Below are 15871 nucleotides of genomic sequence, written 5' to 3'. Positions count from 1 at the left end.
CTGTCCCACGCAACAGCCCGCTCACAGGCTCCGCACCCCCGGGCTGCGCCACTGCGCGGCAGGTTCGATCATCAGCTCATGCAGCGCCCAGACCAGCGCATCGACCCGGTCCGGGCTGCCCTTGCCCTCATAGCCGCGCGCCGTCATCAGACACATCTGATCCTCCAGCGCATCCAGCCCCGGCAAATGGCACACCCGCCCCTGCTCATAAAGCGCGGCCACTGGCTCCGCCCGCGCCACCTTGCCCCGCGCCGCATGAACGGTCTTGAGCGAGACCAGCGGATCGACCTGCCGCAACACCTCAGCCACCAACTGCCCGCCCTGATTGACCTCAGCCACCAACCGATCCGCCCCATAGCGCGTCATCGCCGCAATCGCCGCCTGCGCCCAGCCCATGGGCGTGGCCCCCTGCACCGTGCAATCAGCCAGCACCACCGCCCGCCACTCCTGCGGCGGCCCCTTTGTCTGCGCCCCCACCACAACAATCCCGCACTCGTCCGAGCCCGCCCCACTCGTCGTCGCCGGGTCCAAACCCACCACGATCCGGTCCAGCTCCGGCGCTTCTCGCACCCGCCCCGCCTCCAACAAGGCCGAGGTCCACAACGCCCCATCGGCATCGGCCAACAAAACACCATCCAACTCCTGCCGCCCCAGCCGCGTGCCGCGATACCGCGCCCGCACCTCTTCAAGGAACGACCCTGCCAGATTGGCCGCATTCGCCTCCGTCGGCGCATGGGTCGTGACCGTCGAGGGCGCGGCCAAAAGCGCCTTCAACACATCCACATTGCGCGGCGTCGTCGTCACGCAGACCTGAGGCCGCTCCCCCAATCGCAGCGCAAACTGCAACTGGTCCCAAGCCTCCTGCCCACGCTTCCACTTCGCCAGTTCATCCACCCAAGCCGCATCAAACTGCGGCCCGCGCAGTCCTTCTGGGTCATGCGCCGTATGCACCGTGGCAATTGCGCCATTGGGCCAGACCAACCGCTTGCGCGTCGCCTCCCAATCGGGCCGCCGATCCGGCGGGCTACAGGCCAGAATGCCGCTGTCGCCGAAAATCATCACCTCGCGCACCTGCTCGATGGTCTCCCCCACCAGCGCCACGCGACTGCACGCACCGGGGTCAAGCGGTCGGCTCCCCTCAACCTTGCTGCGCACCCATTCCGACCCGGCCCGCGTCTTGCCCGCGCCGCGCCCGCCCATGATCACCCATGTCCGCCAATCGCCCTCAGGCGGCAGTTGGTGGTCCAGCGCCCAAAACTCAAACAAAAAAGGGAGAGCCAGAAGCTCTCCCTCACCGAGTTCATTCAGAAACTGCGCCTGGGCCTGAGCATCGGCGCAGGCGATCCAGCTTGCACCCGATGTCAGCCCGCGCTTTGTCCATGTCGAGGGCATAGCCCCCGCGCGCGATTCCAGCTTGTCGGTTTCGACAGTCATTCAGCGTGTTCTCCGCTTTTAGGCAATGCGCCAGCAGTCCCGCCACTTTGGACGTTTTGCCAGACACCGCAGTTTCCTTGAGTTCCCCCCCCGGACCGGGTCTGTTCCGTCAGACCTTCGATTTCCCGACGCAGTGCGCCGATTGCTTCTTGGAGACCGCGCAGGATTTCCGCGCTGTCTTCCGTCTCTTGCTCCGGGGTAATGATCGTCATCGCTTTACCTCTCGTTGGTTATCCCCAACCGAGCAGACACAAAAAAACGACCACCGGGTCACCCCGGGGCCGTTCGCCCATGTCCTCTAGCGTGCCACAAGTCCTACGTCAGACCGCGCGCAAAGTCAAGAAAAACTGTGTCAACAACACCTTACAACGCCGTGCGGCAAAGCACCCGCGCAAATAAAAACCCCGCTGTCTCCAGCGGGGTTTTCAGTGGTCTCAGTTTCCGCCGGTTGAGGCATTGCCCGCCGCTTCCGCGCCGCGCTCCGCCTCGATCTGACGCCAGCGCGCCACGTTGCGGTTATGCTCGTCCAAGGTTTCCGCAAAAGCGTGCCCCCCGGTGCCATCCGCCACGAAAAAGACGTAGTCCGTCTCCGCCGGTTGCGCTGCAGCCATCAAGCTTGCCCGGCCCGGGTTGGCGATGGGCGTGGGCGGCAGACCGTCGATCACATAGGTGTTCCACGGCGTCTCTGCCCGCAGTTCCGAGCGGCGCAGCCCGCGGCCCAGCACGCCCTTGCCCTCGGTCACCCCGTAGATCACCGTGGGGTCGGTCTGGAGCCGCATGCCTTGGTTCAAACGGTTCACGAAAACGCTCGCCACCTGCTCACGTTCGGCGGCGACACCGGTTTCCTTTTCGATGATCGACGCAAGGATCAGCAGCTCCTCGGGCGTCTCGATCGGCAGATCGGGGTCGCGCGCTTCAAAGGCTTCGGCCAAGAGCACCTCCTGCGCCGCGGCCATCCGTGCAATCACCTCGGCGCGGTCGTCGCCCGGACGCACCTCATAGCTATCGGGCGCGAGGCTGCCCTCTGCTGGAAGCTCCGCAACCTCGCCGGTCAATTGCTCGACCTGCTTGAGCGCTTCGACAACCTGCCAGCTGGTCACCCCTTCGGCCAATGCCACACGGAACCGCGTGTCATTGGCGCTTGAGATTTCGGTATAGGCTTCGGGAGCCGCCTCCTCACCCGGGGTGAATTCCGCGCGTTCAACAAAACGGCTGGTGACCGGGTCCAACTCACGGACCTGCACGCTCACCCGGTTCACCCCGATGCGATAGACTACCTCAGTACCGCAGGTGCTGGCCCCGCCTTGGGTCACGATATCCACGATCCCCTGCATCGAGGTGCCGGGTTGAACAAGAAAGCTGCCCGCCTTCAGGCTGCTCGACTTCTCCTCGTAATCCGCGCCCATGCGGAAGATCGCGGGCGAGGAAACCGCGCCCTGTTCCTCAAGGTTCTGGCTGACCTGCCGCATGTTCGAGCCGCGCTCGACCTGCACACAGATCGCCTGTTCCAACGGACCCTCAGAGACATAGGTCGACTTGCCCCAGAGGATGATCCCCCCAAGCAGGAACAGGCCGACCAACAGAAACGTCACGGCGTTAGAGGCGATATGACGCCACATTTAGCTGACTTTCCCGAACAGGACCGATGCGTTGGTGCCGCCGAAACCAAAGGAGTTGCTGAGCGCCACGTCGATCTTGCGCTCGACCTTTTTGTTTGGTGCCAAATCAATCGGCGTCTCAACCGCCGGGTTATCAAGGTTGATCGTCGGCGGCGCCACCTGATCGCGGATCGCGAGCATGCAGAAGATCGCCTCGATCGCGCCCGCAGCCCCCAAAAGGTGCCCGGTGGCGGATTTGGTCGATGACATCGTCACATCGCCCCGAGCCTCGCCCATCAGCCGCTCGACCGCACCCAGCTCAATCGTGTCGGCCATGGTCGAGGTGCCATGCGCGTTGATGTAATCCACATCCGCAGGCTCCAGCCCCGCATTCTTCAGCGCCGCACGCATGGAGCGTTCGCCGCCCTCGCCGTCCTCGGAAGGGGCGGTGATGTGATGCGCATCGCCCGACAGGCCATAACCCAGCACCTCGGCATAGATCTTGGCACCGCGCGCCTTGGCGTGTTCATACTCTTCCAGCACCACGATGCCCGCACCCTCGCCCATGACGAAACCGTCGCGGTCCACGTCATAGGGGCGGCTGGCCTTTTGCGGATCGTCGCCGCGTTTGGTCGAGAGCGCCTTGCAGGCGTTAAAGCCCGCCATGCCGATCTCACAGATCGCCGCCTCGGCACCGCCTGCGATCATCACATCCGCATCACCGTATTTGATCAGCCGCGCCGCATCGCCGATGGCATGGGCGCCGGTCGAACAGGCGGTCACGACCGAGTGGTTCGGCCCCTTGAAACCATAGCGGATCGACACCTGACCCGAGATCAGGTTGATCAGCGCGCCCGGCACGAAGAAGGGGCTTACGCGACGCGGGCCCTTCTCATGCATCATGACGGCGGTATTGGCGATGGAGTTCAGCCCCCCGATGCCCGAACCGATCAGAACGCCGGTGCGTTCCTGATCTTCCTGCTCGGTCGGCTTCCAGCCCGAATCCTCAACCGCCTGCTGGGCGGCGGCCATGCCAAAGAGGATGAAGGTGTCGACCTTGCGCTGCTCTTTCGGCTCCATGTATTTATTGGCGTCGAAGGTGCCATCGCTGCCATCGCCCAAGGGCACTTCGCAAGCGTATTGAGTCACCAGTTTGCTGGCATCAAAGCCGGTGATCGGCCCGGCCCCGGACTTCCCATCAAGGATCCGTTTCCAGCTTTCTTCCACGCCGTCCGCGAGCGGGGTAACCAAACCCAAACCCGTTACTACAACTCTGCGCATCTCAGTGCCCCTTGCCGATAATGTCTCGGCGAACCTCTTACCCTGCAAAAGCCTGTAGGCACAAGCATATCGGCGGGGGTCCGCAGGCAGAGCGCAAAAATGCCGATGGGTCGAATCTCAGGGGCCTTCGCGGCTCACAAGCTCAGCCCGGCGGGCCGCGCCGGGTCATCAGATGCACCGCACCGCCCCCGGTCTTGACGTCGCGCAGCCCCTGATAGCCAAGCGCCCCCGCGATCCGCAAAGCGGCCTCATTCCCCGCCGAAATCATGCAGACCGTGCGGCCCGTGATCACCCGATCAAACCACTCATGCGCCGCCCGGGCGGCTTCTGCCCCAAGCCGCTGGTCTTGGGCCTGAGGGGCCAAGACCAGCCGCGCTTCGGGGTAAGTGTCGAAATCCTCACCGAAATTGCGGGAGCCAAAGACGAAACCGGTCTGACCCAACATCTCGCGCTGGCGGTGGAGCTGCACCGCCCACTGCCCAAAACCGGTGATCTGCCAATGGCCCGCGTTGCGCAGAAAAGCATCCCATGACTGCCCCTTGGGCCGGGGCTGATCGAGGATCCGGTCCGCCACATCGGGCATCGCCCAAATCTCGGCATAGCGCTGAAAATCCTCGGCCCGCATGGCGCGCAGGGTCAGTCTGGCGGTGTTGATGGTCGGGATCGTGCGAGACATGGGGTGAATTGCCTTCACGCTTGAGACTTCTTGGCGCAGACATGCGGCCTCCGCCTCCAAGGGACAAGCCCACCCCCGTTCAGACAAATAAAAACGGCGTCATTCCGCTAGGAACAACGCCGTTTTCAAAACTCAAATCCGCCGGTTGCCCGGCAAAGCCTTAGGAGGCTTCTTTGATGAACTTGACCGCATCGCCAACGGTCTGGATGTTCTCAGCCGCGTCATCGGGGATCTCGATGCCGAACTCTTCTTCGAACGCCATCACCAGTTCCACGGTGTCGAGGCTGTCTGCGCCGAGATCGTCGATGAACGACGCATTCTCAGTCACTTTGTCCTCTTCCACGCTCAGGTGTTCTACAACGATCTTTTTCACGCGGTCTGCGACGTCGCTCATAATAAGTCCTCATGTCTTCGGGCCATTCAAGGCCCCTTTTGGTTTCCGCCCGCCGGTAATCGGCGTTTGGAGGATGCCCCAAAAGGGGCGGCTATTTCCTTGTTCGCACAAGGCGCAGGGGGTGATCAAGCACCCTCCGTTTCGATTCTGCGCCCCCTTTAGCACATGCGCCGGGCTTGGCAAACGCTATTGAGGCGCAGGGTCACAACATGGCCATACCGCCGTTCACATGCAAGGTGGTCCCTGTCACATAGGCGGCCTCGGGGCTGGAAAGATAGACCACAGCCGCAGCGATCTCATCCGGGTCGCCCATGCGGCCTGCGGGAATTTGCCCCATGATTGCAGACTTTTGCTCATCCGTCAGCTTGTCTGTCATGGCGGTGGTGATAAAGCCCGGGGCCACGGCGTTCACGGTGATCCCGCGGCTTGCCACCTCATAGGCCAGCGACTTGGACATGCCCACGACACCGGCCTTGGAGGCCGCGTAATTCGCCTGACCGGGGTTGCCGGTGGCGCCCACCACGCTGGAGATATTGATGATCCGGCCCCAACGCGCCTTCATCATGCCGCGCATCACCCCTTTGCAGAGCTTGAAGGTCGCGGTGAGGTTCACATTCAGGACCGAGTTCCACTCTTCGTCCGACATCCGCATAAACAGGTTGTCGCGGGTGATGCCAGCGTTGTTCACCAGAATATCGACCGACCCCATCGCTTCCGCCGCCTGCTTCGGCAGCGCGTCGACAGCTTCCATATCGCTCAGGTTGCAGGGCAGCACGTGCGCGCGCCCACCCAACTCGGCCTTCAGCGCTTCCAGTGGTTCAGTCCGCGTCCCCGACAGGCCGACGGTCGCCCCTCGGGCATGCAGCTTGCGGGCGATGTCAGCACCAATGCCGCCCGAGGCGCCGGTGATCAGGGCATTTTTTCCTGTAAGATCGAACATGTCTCTTCCTTTATTCTCTCAAAGGGCGCGAGGCCCCGACGCGGCGGGAATGCCGCTTATTTTCATGCCTCAGGCGTCAGACGCGGCCTTAACCTCATCCGGCGTGCCGATGCTGCGGGTGGCGACACTTTTGTCGATGCGTCGGATCATGCCCGAAAGCGCCTTGCCCGCGCCGATCTCCCACGCCTCTGTCACGCCCTGCGCGGCCATCCACTCGATCGAGGAACGCCAGCGCACTCGGCCCGTGACCTGTTCGACCAGCAACTCGCGAATGCGGGCGGCGTCCGACACCGCCTCGGCGGTGACATTGGCCACCAACGGCACGGCGGGATCGTTAAAGGTCACCTCGCCCAGTGCTTTTGCCATCTCTTCCGCAGCCGGCCCCATCAAGGGGCAATGGAAAGGGGCGGAGACGGGCAGCAGCAACGCGCGCTTGGCCCCGGCCTCTTTCGCCATGGCAACGGCCCGCTCTACCGCGGCCTTTTCGCCGGAGAGCACGTTCTGGCTCGGGTCATTCTCATTGGCGACCTGACAGACCGCGCCCTCGGCAGCGGCTTCGGCCAGTTTCTCGGTCTCTTCGATGCCGAGGCCGAGAATCGCCGCCATGGCGCCCTCACCCACCGGCACGGCGGCCTGCATGGCCTTGCCGCGGATGCGCAGCAGCCGCGCGGTGTCAGCCAGCGACAGCGCGCCCGCAGCACAGAGTGCCGAGTATTCACCAAGGCTGTGCCCGGCCACGAAGGCCGCTTTCTCGACACTTACACCCTCGGCCTTCAGCGCGGCCATGGCGGCCATCGAAGTCGCCATCAGCGCGGGCTGCGCGTTCTCGGTCAGGGTCAGCGTCTCGATGTCGCCTTCCCAGATCAGGTCAGACAGCTTTTCGCCCAGGGCCGCGTCGACCTCGTCAAATACGGCGCGGGCTTCAGGATAGGCTTCGGCCAAATCGCGGCCCATGCCGATGGTCTGGGCGCCCTGCCCGGGGAAAACGAATGCGATGCTCATGGTTGCAGCCTCTTATTAGCGATTTGGCCTGATGTATCGCGTCCCGTGCCGTAAGGGCAAGCCTTGCGCCGCACCGCCGGTCTCTGGCGCGGCGGGCATCGGGGCTTGCCGTGGCCGGGAAACCGTGTATACGGGCGCTTCCTTGCACAGCATATGAACCGCGCAGACTCTCGTGGTGGGGAGCAAGGATAAACGCCCCGCCTATGAAATGCGCCTTGATACAAATAGGAGTGCACATGCCGCTTTATGAGCATGTTATGATTGCGCGTCAGGACCTGTCCAACACGCAAGCAGAAGGCCTCATCGAACACTTCGGCACCGTTCTCGCGGACAACGACGGCAAGCTCGTCGACAGCGAGTACTGGGGCGTCAAAACGATGGCCTACAAGATCAACAAGAACCGCAAGGGCCACTATGCCTTCCTGCGTTCGGACGCACCCGCGACCGCCGTGCAGGAAATGGAACGCCTGATGCGCCTGCATGACGACGTGATGCGCGTTCTGACCATCAAGGTCGACGAGCACAAGGAACTGCCCTCGGTGCAGATGCAGAAACGTGACGAACGCGACAACCGTCGCGAGCGCCGTTGATCAACGCTTGAAGAAGAGGACTTAAATCATGGCTGCAAAACCATTTTTCCGCCGCCGCAAAGTCTGCCCCTTCTCGGGCGACAATGCACCTGCGATCGACTACAAGGACACACGTCTGCTGCAACGCTACATCTCTGAGCGTGGCAAGATCGTTCCTTCCCGCATCACCGCCGTATCGGCCAAGAAACAACGCGAGCTGGCCCGTGCCATCAAACGCGCCCGTTTCCTCGCCCTGCTGCCCTACGCCGTCAAGTAAGGAGAGAGCACATGCAAGTTATCCTTCTGGAACGTGTGGCCAAACTGGGCCAGATGGGCGAAGTCGTGGACGTAAAGCCCGGCTATGCCCGCAACTACCTGCTGCCGCAGGGCAAGGCGCTGTCGGCCTCCAAGGCCAACGTCGAAGCCTTTGAGGGCCAGAAAGCCCAGCTCGAAGCACAGAACCTCGAGACCAAGAAAGAAGCCGAGAAACTCGCCGAGAAGCTGAACGGTCAGCAGTTCGTCGTGATTCGCTCCGCTTCCGACGCCGGCGCGCTCTACGGCTCCGTCACCACCCGTGACGCCGCCGAAGCCGCGACTGCCGAAGGTTTCTCGATCGACCGCAAGCAGGTCGTTCTGGGCAATCCGATCAAGGAACTGGGCGTGCATGACGTGCGCATCATCCTGCACCCCGAAGTCGACGCCACAATCGAGCTGAACGTTGCCCGTTCGCCCGAAGAAGCCGAGCTTCAGGCATCGGGCAAATCGATTCAGGAACTGGCCGCCGAAGAGGAAGCCGCCGCTGAATTCGAGATCTCCGAACTCTTCGACGACATCGGCTCTGCCGCTGACGAAGACGGCGACTCGGATGTGGTGCGCACCCCCGAGGGCGACGCACAGGACGACAGCAACAGCTGATCCGGCCTGTCCGATCTGACATGAAACGCCGCGCGGTCCTCCGCGCGGCGTTTTCTTTTGCGCAAGCCCTCCAACCGCCCTGCGCGGGCCTCTGACGCAAACCCCTGCAAAAACAGCGCGATTTATGCTATGATCCCTCCATTCAGCATGGAGGATGACACATGCGTTACATCACCATCACCACTTGGGAACTCGCTGACGGGGCGGATTACGACGTGGCCCTGCGCGCCATCGAAGAAAAGCGCCTGCCCGCCCTCAAGGGCTTTGGCGCCAGCCGCATCACCGTGGTCCGCACCTCTGAGCGCACAAGTGCCGCGATCACCGAATGGCCCGACAGGGCCACGCGCGACGCCGCCGAACTCAAGATCGACGAGGTCCGCCGTTCGGTAAAACGCGAAGATCAGAGCCGCATGACCGGCGAAATGAAAGGCGAAATCGTCGCCGACGTTTAAGCATGGCGAAAAGCCGCGCCTGAGGGTCCAAGGCTTGGGCAAGGGGCCGCGTATCCTGCGCCTGCGCTCTTGCCCGATGCCCCCCTTGGGGCGATCCTCGGGGCGAGATAACAAGCTCCGGTGCATCATGCCTCAGACCACACGCCGCATGTTCCTTTCCCTCATCGCTGCCAGCACGCTCACCGCCTGCAACGCCGCGCCCGAAGTCTCCCCCACGCCGCCGCAGCACCCCGCCCTGCCGCTTCACCCGAATGAGACGCCCGAGTTGCGGCGCAAGATCAACCACTGGGCCGACTTCTATGACTTGCCGCGCCCCTTGGTGCACCGTCTCGCCATCCGCGAAAGCACCCACAATCCCCGCGCCCGCAACGGCCCCTATTACGGGCTGCTGCAGATCCTGCCCGCCACCGCACGGTCGATGGGGTTCCGGGGCAAACCTTCCGATCTTTTAGACGCCGATACCAATCTGCAATACGCGCTGAAATATCTGCGCGGCGCCTGGCTCCTGTCGGACGGCGACCATGGCACCGCCATCAAATGGTACGCCCGCGGTTACTATTACGAGGCAAAGCGCCGCGGCATGCTTGTGGAAACCGGCCTACGGGACGGGTGATTAATTTTCGGGCTTGCGCGGCCTCTCGCTTCGCCTCAGGTAGGTGTTAATCACGTCAAGAAGGAACGCCGCATGACCCTCCGCCTCAACCGTCGTCACTTCCTCGCCGGCACTGCCGGATTGCTGGCCCTCCACCCCTTTTCTCTCCGTGCCGCGGCCAATCAGGCGCATCTGCGGCTGATGGAGACGACGGACCTGCATGTGCATGTCTTTCCTTACGACTATTACGCCGACAAAGAGGTCGACACCGTGGGCCTTGCCCGCACCGCCAGCATCGTCAAATCGATCCGCGCCGAGGCGACCAATACCCTGATGCTCGATAACGGCGACTTTTTGCAGGGCAATCCGATGGGCGATTACATCGCTTATGAGCGCGGCATGAAAGAAGGCGATATGCACCCTGTGATCCAAGCGATGAACACGCTTGGCTATGACGCCTCGACCCTGGGCAACCACGAGTTCAACTACGGGCTCGACTTCCTGATGAAATCCCTCGCCGGGGCCGACTTCCCGGTGGTCAGTGCCAATGTCGTAAAGAAGATCGGCGCCAAGCCGAGCGACGATGACACGCTGGTCAAACCCTATGTCCTGCTCGACCGGATGTTGACCGATGGTGCCGGTGAGACGCATCCGATCAAGATCGGCATCATCGGCTTCGTCCCGCCCCAGATCATGAGCTGGGACCGCCGCCATCTCGAAGGCAAGGTGCAGGCCCGCGATATCCTCGAGTCCGCCCGCGCATGGGTGCCCCAGATGAAAGAGGCAGGGGCCGACATCATCATCGCGCTGTCGCACTCGGGCATCGGTGCGGCCAAGGAAGAGGATATGATGGAGAACGCCTCAGTCCCCCTCGCCGCCGTAGAGGGGATCGACGCCATCATGACCGGACACAGCCACCTCGTCTTCCCCTCGGGCAGCTATGCGGACTATCCGGGCGTGGACGTTAGCGAAGGCACGATCCACGGCAAACCCGCCACCATGGGCGGCTTCTGGGGCAGCCATCTGGGCCTGATCGACCTGATGCTTGAGCGTGACGGCAGCGGCTGGCGCATCGCCAGCCACAGCGCCGAAGCCCGCGCCATTTCGCAGCGCAACGAAGACCGCTCTGTGATGCCGCTGGTGGAAAGCGATGCCGAGGTGCTTGCCTCCGTCCAACAGGAACATGATGAGACGCTGGCCTATGTTCGCCGCGCCGTGGGCAAGACCGACGCCAATCTGCACAGCTATTTCGCGCTGGTGGCGGATGATCCTTCCGTGCAGGTCGTCTCCAACGCGCAGCGCTGGTATATCGAACAGATGCTGAAGGGGACCGAACATGAGGGGCTGCCGATCCTCTCTGCCGCCGCCCCCTTCAAGGCCGGTGGCCGTGGCGGGCCGGAGTATTACACTGACGTCCCGAAGGGCGATGTAGCGATCAAGAATGTCTCCGACCTCTACCTCTACCCCAACACAGCCCGCGCGGTGCGCGTGACCGGGGCGCAGGTGAAAGACTGGCTCGAACGTTCCGCTGGCATGTTCAACCAGATCACCCCCGGGAAGGCCAACCAACCGCTCTTGAACCCCGAGTTCCCCAGCTACAATTTCGATGTGATCGACGGGGTGACCTATCAGATCGACCTTAGCCAGCCTTCGAAATTCGGGCCCAAGGGCACCGTTGCAAACCCTGAGGCAAGCCGGATCGTAAATCTTGAGTTCGAAGGGCAACCCCTTGATCCTAAATCCGAATTCATCATCGCCACCAACAATTACCGCGCCAGCGGCGGCGGGGCTTTCCCCGGCGCGATGGGCGATACCATCGTGTTTGAAGGGCCCGACACCAACCGCGATGTGATTGTGCGCTATATCGTCGAAAAAGGCACCATTAGCCCCCGCGCCGATGGCCACTGGCGCTTCGCGCCGTTGGAGGAAACGAGCGTGATGTTCGAAACCGGTCCGAAGGCGGCGGACTACGTCGATGAGGTGACAGGGGTAGAGATGGAACAGGTAGGCGACACGGAAGACGGCTTCGCGCAGTTCCGGATTACTTTGTGACGTACCCGGTGCGTATCAGCATCTGACATTGCCAAATAGAGCAGCGTCCTCCCTTGGGGGCGTTGCAACGATGGTGGCCTGCGGTCGCCCCCATCGCACACAACTACTGCGAATTTTCAAGACCTTGCAAATCGCCCCCCGGGGTGCCCCCGGGCGGGACGTCGACAGTAGGGTCGTAATCCTTCACGGCCATCCCGAGTGACAGGCAAAGGCCACGCTTCGCGTGCAGTCCAAACGAAACAGGGGCGACGGTTTCCCGTCGCCCCTGCTCCAAAATCCGATCCGGTAAGACTTACTCGTCTTCCAGCTCTTCAACAGCTTTCTGAAGCTCTTCTTTCGAGATCTCTTTCTCGGTCACCTTGGCCTGCTCGACCACGTGATCGACGACCTTGTCCTCGAAGATCGGCGCGCGCATCTGCTGCTGCATCTGCTGGTTCTGCTGCACGAATTCAAAGAACTGACGCTCCTGACCCGGGTACTGACGCGCCTGGTTCATGATCGCTTGGGTCATCTCGGCGTCGGTCACCTGAACGTCGGCTTTCTGGCCCAGCTCGGCCAGCAGCAGGCCCAGACGGACGCGGCGTTCGGCCAATGTCTTGTGCTCGTCTGTCGGCTCGATCTCGGGGTGGTCGTGGCCTTCCACATCGGGGTTTTCCTCGTGCCACAGCTGATGCGCGATCTGCTTGGCTTCGGCGTCAACCAGCGACGGCGGCAGGTCAAAGCTGACCTCTTTGTCGAGCGCGTCCAGCAGGTTACGCTTCATCACGGCGCGCGATGCACCAGCGTATTCAGCTTCCAGACGCTCAGCGATCTGACCTTTCAGCGCGTCGAGATCCTCGGCACCGAATTTCTTGGCCATCTCGTCGTTAACCTCGGCGGCGACGGGCTCTTTCACTTCTTTCACGGTGCAAGCGAAGGTCGCTTCCTTACCGGCCAGATGCGCGGCCTGATATTCTTCGGGGAAGTTGACGACGACGGATTTCTCTTCGCCCGCTTTCACACCAACCAGCTGCTCTTCGAAGCCGGGGATGAAGGAGTTGGAGCCCAGCACCAGCGGGTAATCTTCCGCCGCGCCGCCTTCAAATTCTTCGCCGTCGACGGAGCCTTTGAAGTCGATCACAACCTGATCGCCATCTTCGGCCTTGGCACCCTCTTCGCGGGCTTTGAAGTCCTGCGCGGTTTCGGCAAGGCTTGCCAGCGCTTCTTCGACAGCCGCGTCGTCAGCTTTGACCACCATCTTTTCCAGTTCGATCTTGCTCAGATCAACTTCGGGAATCTCAGGGAGTTTTTCGTAGGACATGGAGACTTCGACATCGTCGCCTTCTTTCCAGTCCTCATTGGTCATCTTGACCTCGGGCTGCATCGCGGGGCGGTCGCCGGTCTTCTCGAAGTGCTCGTTCATGGCGCCGTCGATGCTTTCCTGCATCGCTTCGCCCATGATCCGCTGGCCGAACTGCTTTTTCAGCAGCGCCATCGGCACCTTGCCCTTGCGGAAGCCCTTCATCTCGACTTCGGGCTGCGCTTCGGCCAGCTTCTCGTTGACCTTGGCTTCAAGCTCATCGGCGGTGACGGTGATGTTGTAACCGCGTTTCAGACCTTCGTTCAGCGTCTCGTTGACCTGCATGTGTGCTCCATAGGGTAAGGCCGCGCGGCGGGGGCGCGGGCGAAAATTTGTGTCCTTCTATGGGTGTTGAACCGCCTGCGCAAGGGGGTCCGCGGCCCATCGCGCCACTTCCGCAGAATTCGCCTCCACCCCCGCCGGACAACCCTGTGCCGGGTTACACCAAAAGCACGGCGACATAAGCCACATAGGCCAGCGCAAAGAGCGCCCCCTGCCCGCGTGTCACGCGCCCGCCAACGGCGCAGGCGATCAGCGCCACCGTGGCCCCCAGCATCACCCAGATGTCGAGCGCGGCGATCTGCGCAGCCACCCCCACCGGCTGGATCAGTGTGGTGATGCCCAGAACGCCGAGGATGTTGAAGATGTTGGAGCCGACCACGTTGCCCAATGCCACATCGCTCTGTCCGCGCCTTGCGGCGATGACCGATGTGACCAATTCCGGCATGGAGGTGCCAACGGCCACGATGGTCAGGCCGATCACCGCCTCGGACAGCCCCACGGCCTGCGCAAGCGCCACGGCGCCGGTGACCAGAAACCGCGCCGAAAGAATGGTCAGCAAAAGCCCCCCCAGCAGCCAGACGAGCGCCAGCCAAAACGGCGCTTGATCCGGCAGCGGTTCCATCGCCTCTGCCCCGCTTCGATCGCTGCGAAAGGTGTAAATCAGATAGGCCGCCAGCCCCACGAGCGCGACGCCCCCCGCCAGCCGATCCACCTGCCCCAGCAGCACGGCGCCAAGGCAAAGCAGGCTCGCCGCCAGCATGACCGTCCCGTCCCGCGCGAAACTACGTCCGGAGATGGCCACCGGGGCGATCACCGCCGCAAAGCCGAGAATCAGCAGGATATTCGCGATGTTCGATCCCACGACATTGCCAAGCGCGATGTCCGGCGCGCCCAGCAAAGCCGCCTGAACCGAGGTCACCAGTTCCGGGGCCGAGGTGCCAAAGCCCACCACCGTCAGCCCGATCACTAAGGGCGACAAGCCAACCCTCTGCGCCAGCGCCACGGCGCCGCGCACCAGATACTCACCACCGAGCACGAGCCCCAGCAGACCACCAAGGACAAACAGAATGTTCACGGGAAAAATCTCACCGGCCTCAGACCATCGGGCGTCGCGGAGACCGCGCAGACGCCCGATGTAAATGGGGATGGGCCGGAGGCATTCAAGGCCGCGCGGAAAATTCAGTCCCGCCGCGGCGGGGCGCTCACATGCCCAAGGCTTCTTTGTACATTTCCATCACCGCTTCTTCTTCGGCGATGTCGTCCTTGTCGCGCTTGCGCAGGGCGATCACCTTGCGCAGCACCTTGGTGTCGTAACCGCGCGATTTCGCTTCGGCCATCACCTCTTTTTGCTGTTCGGCAAGGTCTTTCTTCTCGGCGTCCAAACGCTCGATCCGCTCGACGAACTGGCGCAGCTCATTGGCGGTGACCCGGTAGGTCGCATCACCTTGGGATTCGACGACATCGGGATTGTTGCTGGTATCGCTCATGGGAAGTCCTCACGGAATGGCTGGCTCTGGCGGGTTTGACTACAGGCTGCACGCCCAGCCCGCAAGCGGGACTTGCCCCCCTTGGCGGTTTGGCGTAGCTCTGCCGCCATGGAAAGCGCAAACACATCTATTTTCGATCTCATGGTCTGGGGCGGCGCCGGTCTGTCCCTCTTGGGATTGCTCGGTCTGGGCTGGTGCATTATCAAGGTGAGCCGTGCAAAACGGGCGCAATTGGACGATGAGGCGATGCGCGTGGTGTTGCGCAAAGTCGTGCCGCTGAATATGGGCGCGCTGTTTCTGTCCGTGATCGGCCTGATGCTGGTAATCCTCGGGATTTCGCTGGGCTGATCGACGGGTTTGACCGGCCCGCTTCGGCGGTGCTGGACAGGGCCGCTGCATCTGCTTAAATCAGCTCATGGATATTCGCCAAATCACCCCCCGCTATTTCGTCGCCCCGCAGATCGAGCCCGGTGACATGGAAAGCCTGCGCGCCCAAGGCATCACCCGCATCCTGTGCAACCGCCCCGACGCGGAAGTGCCGCCCAGCCATCAGGCCGCCGCCATGCGCAGCGCGGCCGAGGCCGCGGGGATTGCCTTTGCCGAACAGCCGCTGACCCACCAGACCATGACCCCAGATGTCATCGCCAAGAACCGCGCCCTCGGCGTGGAAACCGATGACACCGTGCTGGCCTATTGCGCCTCGGGCACCCGCTCCACCATCGCTTGGGCCTTAGGCCAAGCCGGTGAGATGGACAGCGACGCGATCATCGAAGCGGCACGTCAAGGCGGATATGACCTTGAGAACATGCGCCCCATGCTGGGGCAAAGCTATACCTGAGGTCTCTGCCGGTCCCATTG

General features: G+C 62.6%; 19 protein-coding genes. 8 read left to right on the top strand and 11 right to left on the bottom strand.

Going from position 1 to position 15871, the window contains the following annotated elements:
• Positions 1-21: 21 nt before the first annotated feature.
• The 8 genes from ACGYLA_RS08120 to fabD all read right to left on the bottom strand — a co-directional run bounded on the left by ACGYLA_RS08120 (position 22) and on the right by fabD (position 7325).
• Positions 22-1392: a DNA-packaging protein gene (locus ACGYLA_RS08120; protein ID WP_394431888.1), complete on the bottom strand. Its 1371-nt coding sequence runs from the start codon at positions 1390-1392 to the stop codon at positions 22-24.
• 38 nt (positions 1393-1430) lie between these two features.
• Complete coding sequence (locus ACGYLA_RS08115) at positions 1431-1646, bottom strand: hypothetical protein (RefSeq protein WP_394431716.1); 216 nt, start codon at positions 1644-1646, stop codon at positions 1431-1433.
• A gap of 222 nt (positions 1647-1868) precedes the next feature.
• Positions 1869-3053: an endolytic transglycosylase MltG gene (gene mltG / locus ACGYLA_RS08110; protein ID WP_394431713.1), complete on the bottom strand. Its 1185-nt coding sequence runs from the start codon at positions 3051-3053 to the stop codon at positions 1869-1871.
• Positions 3054-4313: a beta-ketoacyl-ACP synthase II gene (gene fabF / locus ACGYLA_RS08105; RefSeq protein ID WP_394431711.1), complete on the bottom strand. Its 1260-nt coding sequence runs from the start codon at positions 4311-4313 to the stop codon at positions 3054-3056.
• 142 nt (positions 4314-4455) lie between these two features.
• Complete coding sequence (locus ACGYLA_RS08100; protein ID WP_394431709.1) at positions 4456-4989, bottom strand: GNAT family N-acetyltransferase; 534 nt, start codon at positions 4987-4989, stop codon at positions 4456-4458.
• A gap of 160 nt (positions 4990-5149) precedes the next feature.
• Positions 5150-5383, bottom strand: coding sequence for an acyl carrier protein (locus ACGYLA_RS08095; RefSeq protein WP_067261852.1), 234 nt, complete (start codon positions 5381-5383; stop codon positions 5150-5152).
• Between the two features lie 202 nt (positions 5384-5585).
• A complete protein-coding gene (fabG, locus tag ACGYLA_RS08090) occupies positions 5586-6323 on the bottom strand; it encodes a 3-oxoacyl-ACP reductase FabG (RefSeq protein ID WP_394431707.1) in 738 nt (245 codons plus the stop codon).
• 69 nt (positions 6324-6392) lie between these two features.
• A complete protein-coding gene (gene fabD, locus ACGYLA_RS08085; RefSeq protein ID WP_394431705.1) occupies positions 6393-7325 on the bottom strand; it encodes an ACP S-malonyltransferase in 933 nt (310 codons plus the stop codon).
• A 236-nt stretch (positions 7326-7561) separates the two neighbouring features.
• On the opposite strand from fabD, the gene rpsF reads away from it, so the two are divergent.
• The 6 genes from rpsF to ACGYLA_RS08055 all read left to right on the top strand — a co-directional run bounded on the left by rpsF (position 7562) and on the right by ACGYLA_RS08055 (position 11905).
• The gene (rpsF, locus tag ACGYLA_RS08080; RefSeq protein ID WP_067261847.1) at positions 7562-7915 is read left to right on the top strand and encodes a 30S ribosomal protein S6; all 354 of its coding nucleotides are present in this window, start codon (positions 7562-7564) and stop codon (positions 7913-7915) included.
• Between the two features lie 28 nt (positions 7916-7943).
• Positions 7944-8171: a 30S ribosomal protein S18 gene (gene rpsR / locus ACGYLA_RS08075; protein WP_005852865.1), complete on the top strand. Its 228-nt coding sequence runs from the start codon at positions 7944-7946 to the stop codon at positions 8169-8171.
• An 11-nt stretch (positions 8172-8182) separates the two neighbouring features.
• Positions 8183-8809 carry a 50S ribosomal protein L9 gene (gene rplI, locus ACGYLA_RS08070; protein WP_067261846.1) on the top strand — a complete coding sequence of 209 codons (627 nt, stop codon included), beginning with the start codon at positions 8183-8185 and terminating at the stop codon, positions 8807-8809.
• A gap of 161 nt (positions 8810-8970) precedes the next feature.
• Positions 8971-9261: a hypothetical protein gene (locus ACGYLA_RS08065; RefSeq protein WP_168612589.1), complete on the top strand. Its 291-nt coding sequence runs from the start codon at positions 8971-8973 to the stop codon at positions 9259-9261.
• Positions 9262-9388: 127 nt separating this feature from the next.
• The gene (locus ACGYLA_RS08060; protein ID WP_394431703.1) at positions 9389-9874 is read left to right on the top strand and encodes a transglycosylase SLT domain-containing protein; all 486 of its coding nucleotides are present in this window, start codon (positions 9389-9391) and stop codon (positions 9872-9874) included.
• 72 nt (positions 9875-9946) lie between these two features.
• Positions 9947-11905 carry a bifunctional 2',3'-cyclic-nucleotide 2'-phosphodiesterase/3'-nucleotidase gene (locus ACGYLA_RS08055; RefSeq protein WP_394431701.1) on the top strand — a complete coding sequence of 653 codons (1959 nt, stop codon included), beginning with the start codon at positions 9947-9949 and terminating at the stop codon, positions 11903-11905.
• A 292-nt stretch (positions 11906-12197) separates the two neighbouring features.
• On the opposite strand, the gene tig is transcribed toward ACGYLA_RS08055, so the two are convergent.
• From tig to ACGYLA_RS08040, 3 genes are all read right to left on the bottom strand, one after another.
• Positions 12198-13529, bottom strand: a complete 1332-nt coding sequence (tig, locus tag ACGYLA_RS08050) for a trigger factor (RefSeq protein ID WP_067261839.1) — start codon at positions 13527-13529, stop codon at positions 12198-12200.
• Between the two features lie 154 nt (positions 13530-13683).
• Entirely contained in the window at positions 13684-14601 is a 918-nt protein-coding gene (locus ACGYLA_RS08045; RefSeq protein WP_394431699.1) for a calcium/sodium antiporter, read from the bottom strand.
• Between the two features lie 127 nt (positions 14602-14728).
• Entirely contained in the window at positions 14729-15013 is a 285-nt protein-coding gene (locus tag ACGYLA_RS08040) for a DUF2312 domain-containing protein (RefSeq protein ID WP_394431697.1), read from the bottom strand.
• Between the two features lie 108 nt (positions 15014-15121).
• On the opposite strand from ACGYLA_RS08040, the gene ACGYLA_RS08035 reads away from it, so the two are divergent.
• Entirely contained in the window at positions 15122-15361 is a 240-nt protein-coding gene (locus ACGYLA_RS08035) for a hypothetical protein (protein ID WP_271689863.1), read from the top strand.
• Positions 15362-15428: 67 nt separating this feature from the next.
• On the top strand, positions 15429-15851 hold the full coding sequence (locus tag ACGYLA_RS08030; RefSeq protein ID WP_394408411.1) for a TIGR01244 family sulfur transferase: 423 nt from the start codon (positions 15429-15431) through the stop codon (positions 15849-15851).
• The last annotated feature ends 20 nt before the right edge of the window (positions 15852-15871 follow it).

Origin of the sequence: Sulfitobacter sp. 1A13679 (assembly GCF_043557115.1) — a bacterium.
GTDB lineage: Bacteria > Pseudomonadota > Alphaproteobacteria > Rhodobacterales > Rhodobacteraceae > Sulfitobacter > Sulfitobacter faviae.
Note: the sequence above shows the minus strand (reverse complement) of the source record. Positions and strands in the feature narration are given on the sequence as shown.